This window comes from Corynebacterium appendicis CIP 107643 (genome assembly GCF_030408415.1).
Lineage (GTDB): Bacteria > Actinomycetota > Actinomycetes > Mycobacteriales > Mycobacteriaceae > Corynebacterium > Corynebacterium appendicis.
In genome coordinates this window covers 1619518-1634769 of the sequence record NZ_CP046976.1, presented here as the reverse complement: position 1 = coordinate 1634769, position 15252 = coordinate 1619518, and the positions used below count along the sequence as shown (strand labels likewise).

13 protein-coding genes and 1 riboswitch are annotated in these 15252 nt (G+C 62.9%); of the genes, 11 read left to right on the top strand and 2 right to left on the bottom strand.

Annotated features, from left to right (window positions below; genetic code table 11):
• Window positions 1-8 precede the first annotated feature (8 nt).
• Entirely contained in the window at window positions 9-353 is a 345-nt protein-coding gene (locus CAPP_RS08000) for a HesB/IscA family protein (RefSeq protein ID WP_076598685.1), read from the top strand.
• A gap of 121 nt (window positions 354-474) precedes the next feature.
• Here the strand turns inward: CAPP_RS08000 and CAPP_RS07995 are convergent, their stop codons facing one another.
• Together CAPP_RS07995 and asnB are read right to left on the bottom strand one after the other, a co-directional pair.
• Window positions 475-1527, bottom strand: coding sequence for a S41 family peptidase (locus tag CAPP_RS07995; protein WP_076598893.1), 1053 nt, complete (start codon window positions 1525-1527; stop codon window positions 475-477).
• A gap of 138 nt (window positions 1528-1665) precedes the next feature.
• Window positions 1666-3588 (bottom strand): asparagine synthase (glutamine-hydrolyzing), encoded by a 1923-nt coding sequence (gene asnB, locus CAPP_RS07990; protein WP_076598686.1) that lies wholly within the window; start codon window positions 3586-3588, stop codon window positions 1666-1668.
• A gap of 458 nt (window positions 3589-4046) precedes the next feature.
• Here asnB and ctaC point away from each other — a divergent pair, with 458 nt between their 5' ends.
• From ctaC to CAPP_RS07940, 10 genes are all read left to right on the top strand, one after another.
• The gene (gene ctaC / locus CAPP_RS07985) at window positions 4047-5132 is read left to right on the top strand and encodes an aa3-type cytochrome oxidase subunit II (RefSeq protein ID WP_076598687.1); all 1086 of its coding nucleotides are present in this window, start codon (window positions 4047-4049) and stop codon (window positions 5130-5132) included.
• Window positions 5133-5151: 19 nt separating this feature from the next.
• On the top strand, window positions 5152-5583 hold the full coding sequence (gene ctaF, locus CAPP_RS07980) for an aa3-type cytochrome oxidase subunit IV (RefSeq protein ID WP_076598688.1): 432 nt from the start codon (window positions 5152-5154) through the stop codon (window positions 5581-5583).
• 428 nt (window positions 5584-6011) lie between these two features.
• Window positions 6012-6632, top strand: coding sequence for an aa3-type cytochrome oxidase subunit III (ctaE, locus tag CAPP_RS07975; RefSeq protein ID WP_200803261.1), 621 nt, complete (start codon window positions 6012-6014; stop codon window positions 6630-6632).
• 55 nt (window positions 6633-6687) lie between these two features.
• Window positions 6688-7536, top strand: coding sequence for a cytochrome bc1 complex diheme cytochrome c subunit (qcrC, locus tag CAPP_RS07970; RefSeq protein ID WP_076598691.1), 849 nt, complete (start codon window positions 6688-6690; stop codon window positions 7534-7536).
• Window positions 7533-8756 (top strand): cytochrome bc1 complex Rieske iron-sulfur subunit, encoded by a 1224-nt coding sequence (qcrA, locus tag CAPP_RS07965; RefSeq protein WP_076598692.1) that lies wholly within the window; start codon window positions 7533-7535, stop codon window positions 8754-8756. Before qcrC ends, qcrA begins: the two co-directional genes overlap by 4 nt.
• A complete protein-coding gene (gene qcrB, locus CAPP_RS07960; protein WP_076598693.1) occupies window positions 8756-10393 on the top strand; it encodes a cytochrome bc1 complex cytochrome b subunit in 1638 nt (545 codons plus the stop codon). Before qcrA ends, qcrB begins: the two co-directional genes overlap by 1 nt.
• A gap of 373 nt (window positions 10394-10766) precedes the next feature.
• A riboswitch (cyclic di-AMP (ydaO/yuaA leader) is annotated at window positions 10767-10944 on the top strand.
• 11 nt (window positions 10945-10955) lie between these two features.
• Window positions 10956-11696 carry a C40 family peptidase gene (locus tag CAPP_RS07955; protein WP_076598694.1) on the top strand — a complete coding sequence of 247 codons (741 nt, stop codon included), beginning with the start codon at window positions 10956-10958 and terminating at the stop codon, window positions 11694-11696.
• A 308-nt stretch (window positions 11697-12004) separates the two neighbouring features.
• A complete protein-coding gene (locus CAPP_RS07950; protein WP_353959214.1) occupies window positions 12005-13000 on the top strand; it encodes a C40 family peptidase in 996 nt (331 codons plus the stop codon).
• A 6-nt stretch (window positions 13001-13006) separates the two neighbouring features.
• Complete coding sequence (locus CAPP_RS07945; protein ID WP_076598696.1) at window positions 13007-14158, top strand: glycosyltransferase family 4 protein; 1152 nt, start codon at window positions 13007-13009, stop codon at window positions 14156-14158.
• Between the two features lie 96 nt (window positions 14159-14254).
• Window positions 14255-15244 carry an ROK family protein gene (locus CAPP_RS07940; protein WP_076598697.1) on the top strand — a complete coding sequence of 330 codons (990 nt, stop codon included), beginning with the start codon at window positions 14255-14257 and terminating at the stop codon, window positions 15242-15244.
• Window positions 15245-15252: the final 8 nt, after the last annotated feature.

Below are 15252 nucleotides of genomic sequence, written 5' to 3'. Positions count from 1 at the left end.
AAACGTTCATGACTGCACCGACTTCCGCAACAGGCGTGAAGCTCAGCGAGGCAGCCGCCGCCAAGGCGAAGGCGCTGCTGGACCAGGAAGGCCGCAATGACCTGTCCCTGCGCATCGCCGTTCAGCCGGGTGGCTGCGCCGGGCTGCGCTACCAGCTCTACTTCGACGACCGCGACCTCGACGGCGACAAGGCCGACGTCGTCGGCGGTGTCCGCCTCGTGGTGGACAAGATGAGTGTCCCGTACCTGATGGGTGCCGAGATCGACTTCGCTGACACCATCGAGCAGCAGGGCTTCACCATCGACAACCCGAATGCCGGCGGTTCCTGCGCCTGCGGCGACTCCTTCAACTAACAGTCAGCCGGCAGGCCCCTAGCGAGCGACGAAATCGCGCCCCGTTTTGTGCGGGGCGCGTTTCTTTTTGTCCTGTTGCGCCGGCGGGGCGCCTCGAAATTGCAGTCTGGCGTGGGTGCAGTTACTGGCAGCCGTGCTCGTCGCGCAGCCACTTCTGGGCCGCGGCGAGGGCGGTGTCGCCTGACTCGGTCTTCGTGTCAGGCTCGATCGGTTCTTCGGCGTAGGTCTGGCCCTCCCGGTCGCGGTCCTTCGCGATCGTGAGCGTCAGTTCGCTGCCGTCGGGGAAGTCGTAGACTGTGTTCGCGGAGGCGAAGCCGGCCGTTGGAGCGCCGAAGCTGCGGGAGTTGTCCAGTCCGCGGAACGCCAGCATGGTCGCCTCGCCTGACGACGCGGTCTCCTCGTCGACCAGGACCGCGGTCGGGGCGTCCCATTTGCCGCCGTCGGTGGTCAGGGGAGTGCCGCCGCCGGAGACGGAATTGCCGTTGACGCTCACCGCCATGGTCCTGCCGGAATACACGAATTCCATCGCCGTCCCGTCGGGGATGACGGGGGACAGGCCCGCCAGCATCGGCCCCATGTCGCCGCCGCCGTTGCCGCGCAGGTCCACGACCACGCCGCATGCGCCGCCATCGCGCGCCTGGGACAGCCCGCCCGCGAGCGTGTCGGCGTAGCCCTGCACGTCAGCGTGGCGGGTGACGCCCGGCACGGTGGCAACGGCGACGCCGCCGTTCACGTCGACAGCGGGGCCCGCACCCGCGGTACTGCCTGCGGCGTCAGTGGCGCGCTGTTCGACCTGTTCCGGGGAGAACAGGCGCGAGTGTTTGCCGCCGGCGGCATGGATGGCGTCGTCAAGCGCACCGCGCACGTCGTCGACGGAATCCGCGTCCTCAGCTACCTCCTTCGCGTGCTCGCTGGCAGCCGCGAATTCCTCCGAATCGCTGTAGATGCCCTGCTCGGCGAGCTGTAGCACGGTCGCGGTGTAACGCTTCGGCGAATCGGTGCCGAGGAAACGCGCCTTGCCGGTCGTCATTGCTGATACCGCCGGGCCGTAGAAGTACACGGCGGCTGCAGCGACGAGCACGGCCGCGAGAAAGAGCACCCCTATTACGGTCAGTATTCTGCGTCCGGTCTTCTTCGGCTTTGGCTGCGTCGTCGTTGGCTGTGTCGTTGTCATGGTGCCCATTGAACAGCCGCGCGAGAATGAAGTCAGTAGCTCTGTTCATGCGATCGGGGTAGAGACAGCACTACCCCGCGTGCAGGCACGGAACGTGCCGCGAGGCGGGGTAGTGGGGGTGGGGGGCGAAGGAGAGCGTTAGAGCTTGACCGGGTAGTCGCGTTGCTCGATGCCGGGGTCGATGCGGTGCTCGACGAAGATGCCGTGCCAGATCATGAACGCGAGGACGGTCCACAGGCGCCGGGAGTGGTCGGACACGCCGTCGCGGTGCTCCTTGAGCATCTCCAGCACCTCGGGCTTGTTGAAGATGTCGTCGGTCTGCGATTCCTTGATGGTCTGCTGCGCCCAACCGTAGAGCTCGTCGCCGGCCAGCCAGTGACGCATCGGCACCGGGAAGCCGAGCTTCTTTCGGTGCAGCACGTGCGGCGGAACGATCTGTTCCATCGCCTTGCGCAGCGCGTATTTGGTTGTGCCGTTCGCGATCTTGAGGTCGTGCGGAATGGTCTCCGCGACGGCGAAGACTTCCTTATCCAAAAACGGCACGCGCAGCTCGAGGGAGTGGGCCATATTGATCTTGTCGGCCTTGACCAAGATGTCGCCGCGCATCCAGGTGAACAGGTCGAGGTGTTGCATGCGCGCGACCGGATCCATGTCCTGTGAACGCGCGTAGATCGGGGCGGTGACTTCGCGGTGGTCCCATTCCGGCTTCGCCCACGGCAGGACGCGGCGCAGCTGGTCGAAATTGAAGGAGCGGGCGTTGCCGTAGTAGCGGGCCTCCATCGGGGTGGTGCCGCGCTCCAGCAGGGACTTGCCGCGCATGCCCTCCGGCAGGATCTGCCCGAGCTTGTTCAGGCCCTTCAGCAAGGGGTCGGGCATTTTCTCGAACGGAGCGAGGGAGAGCGGCTCCTTGTAGATGGTGTAGCCGCCGAACAGCTCGTCTGCGCCCTCGCCGGACAGGACGACTTTGACGTGCTTGCGGGCCTCCTGCGCGACGAAGAACAGCGGCACGAGCGACGGGTCCGCGACCGGATCGTCGAGGTACCACATGATCTTCGGAATCGCGTCGGCGTATTCCTCAGGCGAGACGACCTTGACGATGTGCTCGACACCGATCGCTTCAGCGGATTCCGCGGCGACGTCGACCTCCGAATATCCCTCGCGTTCGAATCCCGTGGTGAAGGTGAGCAGGTCCGGGTTGTGGCGCTTCGCCAAGGCCGCAATCGCAGTCGAGTCGATGCCGCCAGAGAGGAAGGAGCCGACAGTCACGTCAGCGCGCATGTGCTTTGCGACGGAATCCTCGAGCACCCCGGCAATCTTGATGAACAGCTGGTGCTCATCGCCCTTGGCCACCGGGACGACATTGAACTGGGGGTTGAAGTAGCGCTTCGCGTGGACCTCGCCGCCCGGGGTCAGCGTGGCGGTGCAGCCGGACTCGAGGCGGCGGATAGACGAGTGCAGCGACTCCGGCTCCGGGACGTACTGGAGGTCGACGTAGTGTTCGATCGCGCGGCGGTCAAGGCTCAGGTCCAGACCGAGCTCCGGGGCCATCTCCATGATCGCCTTTTTCTCGGAGGAGAAGACGGTACCTGCCTCGGTGGTGGCGTAGTACAGCGGCTTGATTCCGAACTGGTCGCGCGCCACGAACATCGAGCGGGTCTCGGTGTCCCAGATGGCGAAGGCGAACATGCCGCGCAGGTGCTTGACCACGTCTTCGCCCCAGTGGTGGTAACCCACCACGATCGTCTCCGAGTCGCCCTCGGTGTTGAAGCTCAGGCCAGCGGCGGTGAGCTCCTCGCGCAGCTCGACGTAGTTGTAGATTTCGCCGTTGAAAGTCAGCGCGTAGCGTTCCGGATTCTCGGCCGGGCCCCAGCGCAGCGGCTGGTGCGAGTGCTCCAGATCGATGATGGCGAGGCGGTTGAATCCGAAGACGGCGTCCTCGTCGTGCCAGGTGCCCGCGGCGTCCGGGCCTCGGTGGTGGAAACAGGGGAGGGCCCGCTCCGCTGCCTCCGCGAAGCGCGAAGCGTCAGACGAGCTGGTCAGCATGGCGAGAAGACCGCACATGGGAAAGGCTCCTTAGATGGTCATTCAAGGAAAATGAGTTCAGCTCTACCCACAATAGAAGCCCCGCCCTGCACGGCCGGAATTTGCTCGTGTCCGCGTGGCGCAGGCCCCTTCAGGACCCACCTTTAGCCCGTCCCCAATAGGGGTGCAACTTCCGGTTGATATTTCTAGGAAATTCTGTGACGGCGGGCACACCGAGGATTCCCAGTAGATGTCCGGGGCTGCAGACGTGGCCGGTAACCAGCGGGTAAACGGTTCTGTTCAACTGCGGTGCCCGGTGGCGGGCTGGACAGGCGGAACATGCGGACGGGAGCGGGTTAGGTCCGGCGCGCGGATAATCTATTCTGACTGGGTAGGAATATTTTGCTCTGCTCGCCTCAGGCTGCCTGACAGTCGAGGTGGAGGATTGGAGAATATTCACAGCTTTTTCGTTTGTGTGGATAGGAAGGCAGACACACGTGGATACGGCAAAGAACCGTGGCCTGGCCAAGAAACTCGGAGTCGCAGGGCTGCTCGCCCTGAGCGGCTTCGGTCTCGCCGGCTGTGAGGCTGAACCGCCGAGCGCATTGTCGAACTTGCTCGACATGGGTTTCCCGGACCCCATCACCCCTGAGGGTGCAAGCATGTACAACTTCTGGGTCTGGGTCTGGCTCGCTGCATGGATCATCGGCATCATCATGTGGGGCATCTTCCTTTACGCGATCTTCGCGTGGGGTGGAAAGCGCCGCGAGAAGAAAGGGGCTGGTGAGTTCCCGAAGCAGCTGCAGTACAACGTCCCGTTGGAGCTGGGACTGACCATCCTTCCGATCATTATCGTGATGGTGCTGTTCTTCTTCACCATTCAGGCACAGACCAAGGTCGTGGCGCTGGACAAGAACCCGGAAGTCACCGTTGATGTCACCGGTTTCCAGTGGAACTGGAAGTTCGGCTACGCGCACGTCGGCGCCGAGCTCTCCCCGACGGGCTCCGATTACGACGGCACTGACGCTGAGCGCCAGAAGATCGCCGAGGACTCCCAGAAGGATGCCGAGGGTGTTCACAACCCGAACCCGATCCACGGCAACTCGATGGGCGACAACTCCTACCTGAATTACAACCAGATCGAGACTGTCGGCACCACCGAGGAAGTTCCGGTCCTTGTTCTTCCGACGAACACCCCGATTGAGTTCCGTCTTGCATCCGGCGACGTGTCCCACGCGTTCTGGGTTCCAGAGTTCCTCTTCAAGCGCGACGTCTACGCGCACCCGGAGAAGAACCAGCAGGAGCGTAAGTTCCAGATCGAGGAGATCAACGAGGAAGGCGCTTTCGTTGGCCGTTGTGCCGAGATGTGCGGTACCTACCACGCGATGATGAACTTCGAGATCCGTGCGGTCTCCCCGGAGAAGTTCCGCGACTACATGAGCTTCCGCGAGCAGAACCCTGACGCGGCTAACTCCGAGGCCCTCGAGTCCATCGGCGAAGAGCCGTTTGCAACGTCCACCCGTCCGTTCAACTCCGACCGAACCGGAACCCGCGGCGGCGACAACGCCGTGCAGAATGTCTAAGAGAGGCTAGGGAAAAGCAATGGGAGCTGGAGCAAAAGTCTTTTACGCCATCGGCGTCTTTCTGACCATCACGGCGGTCATCTACGCCTTCGGCACTAACTACGTCGGCGACGACGCATACCTCTACGGCTATGAATGGGCCGGCGGTGTCGCCCTTATCCTGGCGTCTGCCTTCTCGTTCATGCTCGGTGGTTACCTCAACTTCACCGAGAACCGCAGCGATGTCCTCCCGGAGGACTGGGAAGAGGCAGAGGTCGAGGACGGTGCTGGCGTCCTGGGCTTCTTCTCCCCGGGCTCTATCTGGCCGCTCGCCATGACCGGTGGCATCTGCCTGATGGCCTTTGGCATCGCGTTCTGGCAGCTGTGGCTGCTGGCTCTCGGTGCTGTTGTCCTCATTTGGGCGACCACCAAGCTGAACCTGCAGTACGGCATCCCGCGCGAGAAGCACTAAGCCTTCCACGCTTCGCGCGCCCTACCCCGCACCTGACATCATGATCGGTGCGGGGATTTTTCACGCCGATATACCTATATATCCGCGCCGAGTGGGGGGGCATACGAAAGTAGGGGTCGGGTACCGTTTCCCCAGGGATTAAATGTGAATCCGGTCACACCTGGGAACTAAAAGAAAATCACGGCCGCTTTGGTGCATGCGTGCAGGAGCTGTCCGGAATCGCGGGGGGACCAGAATGGAAAATTCTGTCCGCCGGTGACCTGCACCGATGAACGGCGTAAAGCGAGCCCAAATAGTTCCCGGAACTTTTATGGGGACCGACACGCGCAGGAAACAGAAAGAAAACGGCTGGTCCTCGTTGTGCTCACATGAAAAATTCGGGGGTGAACAAGGTGACTTTATGGTTGAAAAAGGCGATACTGATACGCGTGACGACTGCAACAACGAACCCAGGTATGGCGACAGCGCCCGACCGTCTCCCTGTGCTGAACCGACCGAACATGGTCAGCGTGGGAACGATCGTGTTCCTCGCCCAAGAATTGATGTTCTTCGCCGGCTTGTTCGCGATGTACTTCACCTCGCGCGCAAACGGCATGTCCACCGGTGACTGGTCGAACCAAACGGACCACCTCAACGTGGTCTTCGGCACGATCATCACCATCGTCCTAGTGACCTCCTCGGTCACCTCTCAGCTCGGTGTCTTCGCCGCTGAGAAGGGCGATGTCTTCGGTCTGCGCAAATGGTTCACCGTGACCATCGTGCTCGGCGTGGTCTTCTTGGGCCTCGTCGCATTCGAGTGGACCGAGATGGTCATGGCGGGGGTCACCCCGCAGTCCAGCGTGTACGGATCGGTGTTCTACATCATCACCGGCTTCCACATGGCGCACGTGACCGCGGGCATTATCGCCTTCGTCGTGGTCATGCTCCGTGTGGCCAAGTCGAAGTTCACTCCGGCTCAGGCAACTGCCGCCATGGTGACCTCCTACTACTGGCACTTCGTCGATGTCGTGTGGATCGGCGTGTTCGTTACTCTCTACTTGGTTCAGTAGCGCGGCCTTGACCGGACGTAAGCACTAACCACTGATTTTCGCTTAAGGGAACAACATGGATAACACCCCAAAGAAGGCGCGGAACCGCCGCAGGATGCGCCGTTCCGCCGCCGGCGCTCTGGCGCTCGGCATCGGTCTCTCGGGTGCCGGCCTGCTGGCTACGGCCCTGACCCCGGATGCGCAGGTGGCCACCGCCCAACGCGATGACCAAGCGCTGATTCAGGAAGGTAAAGACCTCTACGAGCAGGCCTGCATCACCTGCCACGGTGCGAACCTGCAGGGCGTGAAGGACCGCGGTCCTTCCCTGATCGGCACCGGCGAAGGCGCCGTCTACTTCCAGGTCAACTCCGGCCGTATGCCGATGATGTCCAACGACGCTCAGGCTGAGCGCAAGAAGCCGCGCTACTCCGAAGCTCAGACACTGGCTATGGCCGCATATGTTGCAGCTAACGGCGGCGGCCCGGAGCTCGTGTACAACGAGGACGGCTCCATCGCGATGGAGGAGCTGCGCGGCAAGAACTTCGACGGCGACATTCAGGCCGCCGACGTTGCCCGCGGTTCCGAGCTGTTCCGCCTGAACTGCGCGTCCTGCCACAACTTCACCGGACGCGGCGGCGCGCTGTCCTCCGGTAAGTACGCGCCTGTGCTGGATCCTGCCAACGAGCAGGAGATCTACCAGGCGATGCTGACCGGCCCGCAGAACATGCCGAAGTTCTCCGACCGTCAGCTGACCGCTGACGAGAAGCGCGACATCATCGCCTTCATCAAGTCGTCCAAGGAGACCCCGAGCCCGGCTGGCTGGGCACTGGGCGGCATCGGCCCTGTTGCTGAGGGTCTGGCTATGTGGATCATCGGCGTCACCCTCATCGGTGCAGCCGCAATGTGGATTGGATCGCGCTCATGAGCAATGAAGTAAAGAAGAATTACACCAGCGAAGAGCTGGACAAGATGAGCAACGCCGAGCTTGCTGCTCTGGGCACCGAGCTTGACGACGTCACGGTGGCGTACCGGAAGGAGCGCTTCCCGCTCGAGAACGATCCGGCTGAGAAGCGCGCCGCTGCTGGCGTGAACATCTGGCTGGCGATCTCGATCATTGCCGGGCTCGCGTTCCTCGGCGTGTACTTGTTCTGGCCGTGGGAGCCCCGCTTCCACAGCCAGGAGGGCCTGGGCCTCTTCAGCCTCTACACCCCGCTGCTGGGTCTGACCTCCGGTCTGTCCCTGATCGCGCTCGGTGTCGCGATTGTTCAGTACGTCAAGAAGTTCATCCCAGAGGAGATCGCGGTTCAGCGCCGCCACGACGGCCGTTCCTCCGAGCTTGACCGCCGCACCACGACGGCTTTGCTGAATGACGCATGGCAGACCTCCACTCTCGGCCGTCGTAATGTCATGAAGGGCCTCCTGGGGGGCGCTGGCCTTATGGCCGGCCTGGTCATCATCGCCCCGCTCGGCGGCATCATCAAGAACCCGTGGCGCGTGCGTCACCAGATGAATTACAACGGCGACGGCACCCTGTGGACCCAGGGCTGGTCCCTGGCTCGCGAGGGCAAGAAGCTGTACCTCGGCCGCGACACCTCCGCGATTGCCGAGCTGCACGACACCGATGCCGGCAAGCACTACAGCACCGCTGGTGTCTCCCGTCTGGTGCGCATGCGCCCGGAGGATCTGGACGCCGCTTCGATGGAGACGGTCTTCCCCCTCCTCGAAGAGGATGTCAACGACGGCGACAAGTACGACGCCGAGCGCGACGTGTACGAGAACCACATGCACTCGATTCACGGCCCGCGCAATGCAGTCATGCTGATCCGTCTGCGTTCCTCCGACGCGGCCAAGGTTGTCGAGCGCGAGGGGCAGGAAGACTTCCACTACGGCGATTACTACGCCTACTCGAAGATCTGCACCCACATCGGTTGCCCAACCTCTCTCTACGAGGCGCAGACCAACCGCATTCTGTGCCCGTGCCACCAATCGCAGTTCGATGCTTTGGAGCACGGCAAGCCGGTCTTCGGCCCGGCGGCCCGCGCTCTGCCGCAGCTGCCTATTGAAATCGACGAAGACGGTTACCTCATCGCCCGCGGGGACTTCATTGAGCCCGTCGGCCCGGCATTCTGGGAGCGTAAGTCATAATGAGTACCAAATTGGCGCAAGCCGCGGACAACGCTGACTCGCGGTTCACTATCTCGGGCGCGCTGCGCCCGCAGCTGAACAAGGTCTTCCCGACCCACTGGTCCTTCATGCTGGGTGAGATGGCGCTGTACAGCTTCATCATCCTGCTGCTGACCGGTGTCTACCTGGCCCTGTTCTTCGACCCGTCTATCACCAAGGTCATCTACGACGGTGGCTACCTGCCGCTCAACGGTGTGGAGATGTCGCGCGCATACGCGACGGCACTGGACATCTCCTTTGAGGTCCGTGGCGGTCTCTTTGTCCGGCAGATGCACCACTGGGCCGCCCTGATGTTCATGATGGCGATGTTCGCCCACATGCTCCGCATCTTCTTCACCGGCGCATTCCGTCGCCCGCGTGAGGCTAACTGGATCATCGGCGTGACCCTGATCCTGCTGGGCATGGCTGAGGGCTTCATGGGCTACTCGCTGCCGGACGACCTGCTCTCCGGTGTCGGCCTGCGAATCATGTCCGCCATCATCGTCGGTCTGCCTATCATCGGCACTTGGCTGCACTGGGCAATGTTCGGCGGCGACTTCCCGTCGGACCTCATGCTGGACCGCTTCTACATCCTGCACGTGCTGATCCTGCCGGGCATCATCCTTGCACTCATCGCGGCGCACCTGCTGCTCGTCTGGTTCCAGAAGCACACCCAGTTCCCGGGACCGGGCCGGTCCGAGAACAATGTTGTCGGTATCCGAATCATGCCCGTCTTCGCCGTGAAGGCCGTGGGCTTCGGCATGCTGGTCTTCGGTGTTCTCGCACTGATGGCTGGTGTCACCACCATTAACGCGATCTGGAATATCGGCCCGTACAACCCGTCGCAGGTCTCCGCTGGTTCCCAGCCGGATATCTACATGCTGTGGACTGATGGTGCCGCCCGTGTCATGCCGGCGTGGGAACTCTACCTCGGCAACTACACCATCCCGGGCGTGTTCTGGGTGGCGTTGATGGCCGGCATCATGGTGGTCCTGCTGCTGACTTACCCGTTCATCGAGAAGAAGGTCACCGGCGACGACGCCCACCACAACCTGCTTCAGCGTCCGCGCGATGTTCCGGTCCGCACCGGCATCGGCGTCATGGGCCTGGTCTTCTTCCTGCTGCTGACGCTGTCCGGTGGTAACGACCTGTTCGCGTACCACTTCCAGATTTCGCTGAACGCGATGACCTGGATCGGCCGTATCGGTCTGATTGTTCTGCCGCCGCTCGCGTACTTCATCACGTACCGCATCTGCGTGGGTCTTCAGCGCAGCGACCGTGAGGTCTTGGAGCACGGCCTTGAGACCGGTGTCATCCAGAAGCTGCCGAACGGCGCCTTTGTCGGAGTCCACCAGCCGCTGGGTCCGGTCGACGCCGACGGCCACCAGATCCCGCTGGAGTACGCCGGTGCACGAGTGCCGAAGCAGCTCAACGAACTCGGCTACGCAGATTCGGAGACCTCCGGTATCTTCTCGCCGGATGATCCTTCGATCACCGCCAAGCGTAACGAGATCAAGCGCGCCAACCACCACGAGGAGATTGAGACCCTCCGTGCCCTCGAGGCCGAGAAGGGTGCCTCCGACCGTGACGCGGGCGCCATCGAGCGCAAGCGCAAGTAAGCGCTAAACGCACGCGGTTAAAACCCCCTCTCCTGACCACCCGGAACTGAACCGGGGTGGGAGAGGGGGTTTCCTCTTGTTTATAGCGTTTTTGTAACAGTGTGGCGAGTGTCACAGTTTTATTTGCGCCGTCTCCGTGACTCGCGAAAGAGCCCTCCCGATTGCATTTACCGTTCCTATCTGTGCTGGTCAGCTGAAAAAGCCGCGATGATAGATAATTTCCCAGTTAAACGTTCAGAACATATAATGTCCGATAATCTGGACGCCGAGAAAGATTACGAAACGATAACGGGCGCGTCGCTAGACAACGTCCGTGTCCATTTCGTAACCTATCTGAGACCTTGCGGCCACAGAGGCGCAAGCGATAAGACATCAGAACACTAAGCCGAATTCCATTTCGCCCCATGGCGGGAATGGAAGCCGGGGAACCGAGAACGTTTCCTGGGGTGAAAGGGAAGCAAGGAGCGCGCGTAGAGCGTGCCGGAGCAACCCGAGGTGAATTCCTGCACCGAACCCGACAGCTAACCCGGTAGGCGTCACTGGAAGATATTGGAGATTGTCCATGGCTAAGCACCGCCGCCACAACGCGACTGCAAAGCGCAGCATCGCTACCGCCTCCGCGCTCGTCGCGGGTGCAACCCTTTTCGCACCGGCCACCGCAGAAGCGGCTCAGGTCAAGGTCCCGAACACCGGCATCGCTGCCGAGGTTCCGGGCATCGAGAACGTCCCGGGCATTGCTAGCGTCCCGGGCATCGAGCAGTGGATCCCGTCCCTCGCCGGCAAGGCAGACAAGAATGCTGATGTCCGCGCTGCCATCACCGCAGTGAAGAATGTTCCGGGAGTCAATAATGTCCCGGGCTTCAGCGACTGGATCAACGGCGTCGAGGCGAAGTACGCCCCGGCACCGGCTCAGACCGAGTACCGCGCTGTCACCAAGGCTGCCCCGAAGCCGCAGCAGTCCCAGGGTGACCGCATCGTGTCCATCGCCAAATCCAAGATCGGCTCCCCGTACGTCTACGGTGCCGCCGGGCCGAACGCCTTCGACTGCTCTGGCTTCACCTCCTGGGTCTACGCCCAGGCTGGCAAGCAGATTCCGCGTACCTCCGGTGCGCAGGCTTCCGCAGGCCGCAACGTCGCTATCTCGGACCTGCAGCCCGGCGACATCGTCGTTTACTACAGTGGCGCGTCCCACGTCGGTATCTACGCCGGCAACGGCCAGATCATCGACGCGCTGAACTCCGGTACCCCGGTGAGCTACCGCCCGCTGAATTACATGCCGATCCACTCGGCAGTGCGCTTCTAAGCGTCACGAGCTCTCAGTGCTCAACCGGCCGCGGCCCCCTAAAACAACGGGATGTCCGCGGCCGGTTCTTTTTCTCAATATTCACTGTGGTCACAGGGTTAGATGTTCCGGAAAATAAGTGTTCTGGGCGTTTGACCGGGGGCCTCCCGCCGATTAACTTTGTTACAAGTTTGTAATCCTCATAGATCCTTCGCTGTGCCCCCTTTTCAACGGGGGGTGCGTCTGTGTTTTTGAAAGTAGAGGTTCCCGACATGGGCATCGACCGCGCTGCTTCCCCTCTGAGCTCCCGTGGCCTCAGCCGCTTCACTATGACTTCCGCTGCCGCCGGTCTGGTGACGGTGGCTGTCGCGTTCGGCGGCGTCGCTGTGCCCGCGCATGCCGACGAGGGCAACGACCTGATCAAGGAGATGGAGAAGATCTCCGAGAAGGCCACCGCGAAGGCGGAAGAGGTCAAGGAGATCGAGGACAACATCGCTAAGGGTGAGCGCGAGGTAAAGGCGCTGAAGAAGACCGCCGAAGAAGTACAGCGTGCCGCCCGCAAGGCTTCCAAAGCCCAACATAGAACTCAGGGCGACGTGGACTACCAGGCGCGCGTCCAGTATCGCAACCTCTCCAACGACGCGAACGTGAACGCGCTCGAGTCCGCCAACCCGCAGGAAGCAATCGACCGCGCTGCGTACCTCGGCTCGCTGTCCCGCTCTGCGCAGCGCATGCTCGACGAGTCGCAGAAGCTGAACCAGGTCGCCGCCCAGCGGGCGACCGACGCGAATATCGCGGTGGCAGTGGCGAATTACCGCCAGTCCGAGTTGGAGGGCCAGCGCAAGAAGCTCGAGCGGGAACGCCGCGAGTTGGACGGCCAGGTCAAGGACGTGGAGAAACGTGTTGACGCATTCACGCCGGAACAGCGTTCCCGTTGGGAGTCCAAGAATGGCCCGGTGGCGCTCGACGTCCCGCCGTCGGCGAACGCGAACGGTGTTGTCGGTGCCGCACTGTCCAAGATCGGATCCCCGTACGGTTGGGGTGCCGCCGGTCCGAACCAGTTCGACTGCTCCGGCCTGATGTACTGGGCGTACCAGCAGAACGGCAAGTCGATTCCGCGCACGTCCAGCGCCCAGCTCGCGGGTGGCACGTCGGTGCCGTTGTCTGAGCTTCAGCCGGGCGACATCATCGGCTACTACCCGGGCGTGACCCACGTGGGGATGTACGTCGGCAACGGCCAGGTGGTCCACGCGTCGGACTACGGCATCCCGGTCCAGGTCGTCCCGATGAACTCCATGCCTGTTCAGGGCGCTGTCCGTTACTAGAGGGGCATGACCACACTCCTCGTCACGAATGATTTCCCGCCCACCGTCGGCGGGATTCAGTCGTATCTGCGGGATTTTGCGGAAGAATTCGTCCGGCTACGCGGCAGCGGGTCGCTCGTCGTCTTCGCCTCCACGCAAGACGAGCAGGAAGCATCGCTTTACGACGCCACGTTGAGCTACACCGTCCACCGCTGGCCCGCTTCGGTGATGCTTCCGACTCCGGCGACGGTGCGCCGCATGCACGAGCTGATTGCCCAGCACGGCATCACCACCGTCTGGTTCGGTGCGGCCGCGCCATTGGCCGTGATGGCGCCAGCGGCGCGGAAAGCGGGAGCGAAGAAGATCGTCGCCACCACCCACGGCCATGAGGTCGGCTGGTCGATGGTGCCGGGCGCACGCCAGGTGCTGCGCCGCATCGGCAATGCCGCCGACGCAGTCACCTATATCTCCGAATACACGCTGCGCCGATTTCATTCTGCGTTCGGGGACAGGGCAGACTTCGTCCCCCTGCCGTCTGGAGTGGACACCGACTTCTTCCGTCCAGCTGCTCCTGAGCAGCGGGCCGCCGCGCGCAGCAGGCACGGACTCGGGGCCGGCCCACTCGTCGTGGTGGCCTCGCGCCTCGTGCCGCGGAAAGGGCAGGACCGGTTGATCGAATGCTGGCCGCGTGTGCAGGCCGCCGTTCCTGGCGCTTCTCTCGTTGTCGTGGGGGAGGGAAACTACGAGCCGAAACTGCGGAAACTGGCGCACCTGCACGGGGTCGCCAGCGACGTGCACTTTCTCGGCCGCCTGCCGCGGGAGCAGATGCGCGATGTCGTCGCCGCCGCAGACATCATGGCCATGCCGGCCCGCACGAGGGGAGGAGGTCTCGACGTCGAGGGCCTAGGCATCGTCTACCTCGAGGCCCAGGCGTGCGGTGTGCCCGTCATCGCCGGTAATTCCGGCGGCGCGCCTGAGACGGTGACGGATGCTTCCGGGATCGTCGCCGACGGCAACGACACAGACGAGATCGCCGCAGCAGTGATCGAGCTTTTGAGGGACCTGCAGCGGCGCGCCGCAATGGGCGAAGCCGGACGCGCGTTCGTGGGAGAGCACTTCTCCTGGAACGTGCTGGGGCAGCGCCTCGCGGATCTCCTTGAGCCCCCGGGAGCTGTGTAAAGGAGAGACGAGAGACACAGCGAGTATCGGGTTATACGCAGACGGAATAGCAGAGGAAATATAGGACCCGAACTGCCGGGGCTAGAATATTGACTCATGCCTACGCACAACCGCGCCGAAACCGCTGAAAGCGACCCGAGCGCTGTTCCGCTCACCATCGGATTCGACATTGGCGGCACGAACACCCGCGCAGGAGTAGTCGATGCGTCGGGCACGGTGCTGGACACGGTGTCCACCCACACGCCGGAAGACGAGGACAGCCTCGTCCACGCCATCGTGGAGCTGGTGGAGCAACTCCGCCGCAAGCATTCCGTCAGCGCCGTCGGCGTCGCGGCCGCAGGCTTTTTGGACCCGGCCTGCGAAGTCGTCCGCTTCGCGCCACACCTGCCCTGGAAAGACAACGCTCCTGTGCGCGATATCCTGCAGGAAGAGCTCGAGTTGCCTGTGCGCTTGGAACACGACGCTAATTCGGCGGCGTGGGGCGAATACCGCTTCGGTGCCGCGAAAGATGCCGACACATGGGTGCTTTTCGCCGTGGGCACAGGCATCGGCGCCACGCTCATGCACCACGGGGAGATTTACCGCGGCTCGTTCGGCACAGCGCCCGAATTCGGGCATTTGACCGTCGTGCCCGGCGGGCGCGCCTGCTCCTGCGGCAAACGGGGCTGCCTCGAGCGCTACGCTTCCGGCACAGCGCTCGTGGATACTGCTGTAGAGATCGCAGAACGCGGCGGGTTCGACGGGTGCGGGCTGTACCGGCGCGTCGTCGATAAGCGTGCGTCGGGCAACGATGTCGTCGCCGCCGCACGTTCCGGCGACGCGCTCGCGCTGGCCACCATGGACCATTTCGCGCAGTGGCTCGGGCAGGGCCTGTCGATTGTGTGTGATGTTTTAGACCCGGAGCTCATCGTGCTCGGCGGGGGAGTGAGCCAGGACGCGGACCTGTTCATGGATACTGCCCGCACGGGCATGAACTCCGGTGTCGTCGGATCCGGCTTCCGTCCCACTCCGCGTCTCGAAACCGCTGAGCTCGGCGCGCAGGCAGGTATGATTGGCGTTGCTGATTTGGCCCGAAACATGGTTTAGAAGGAAAC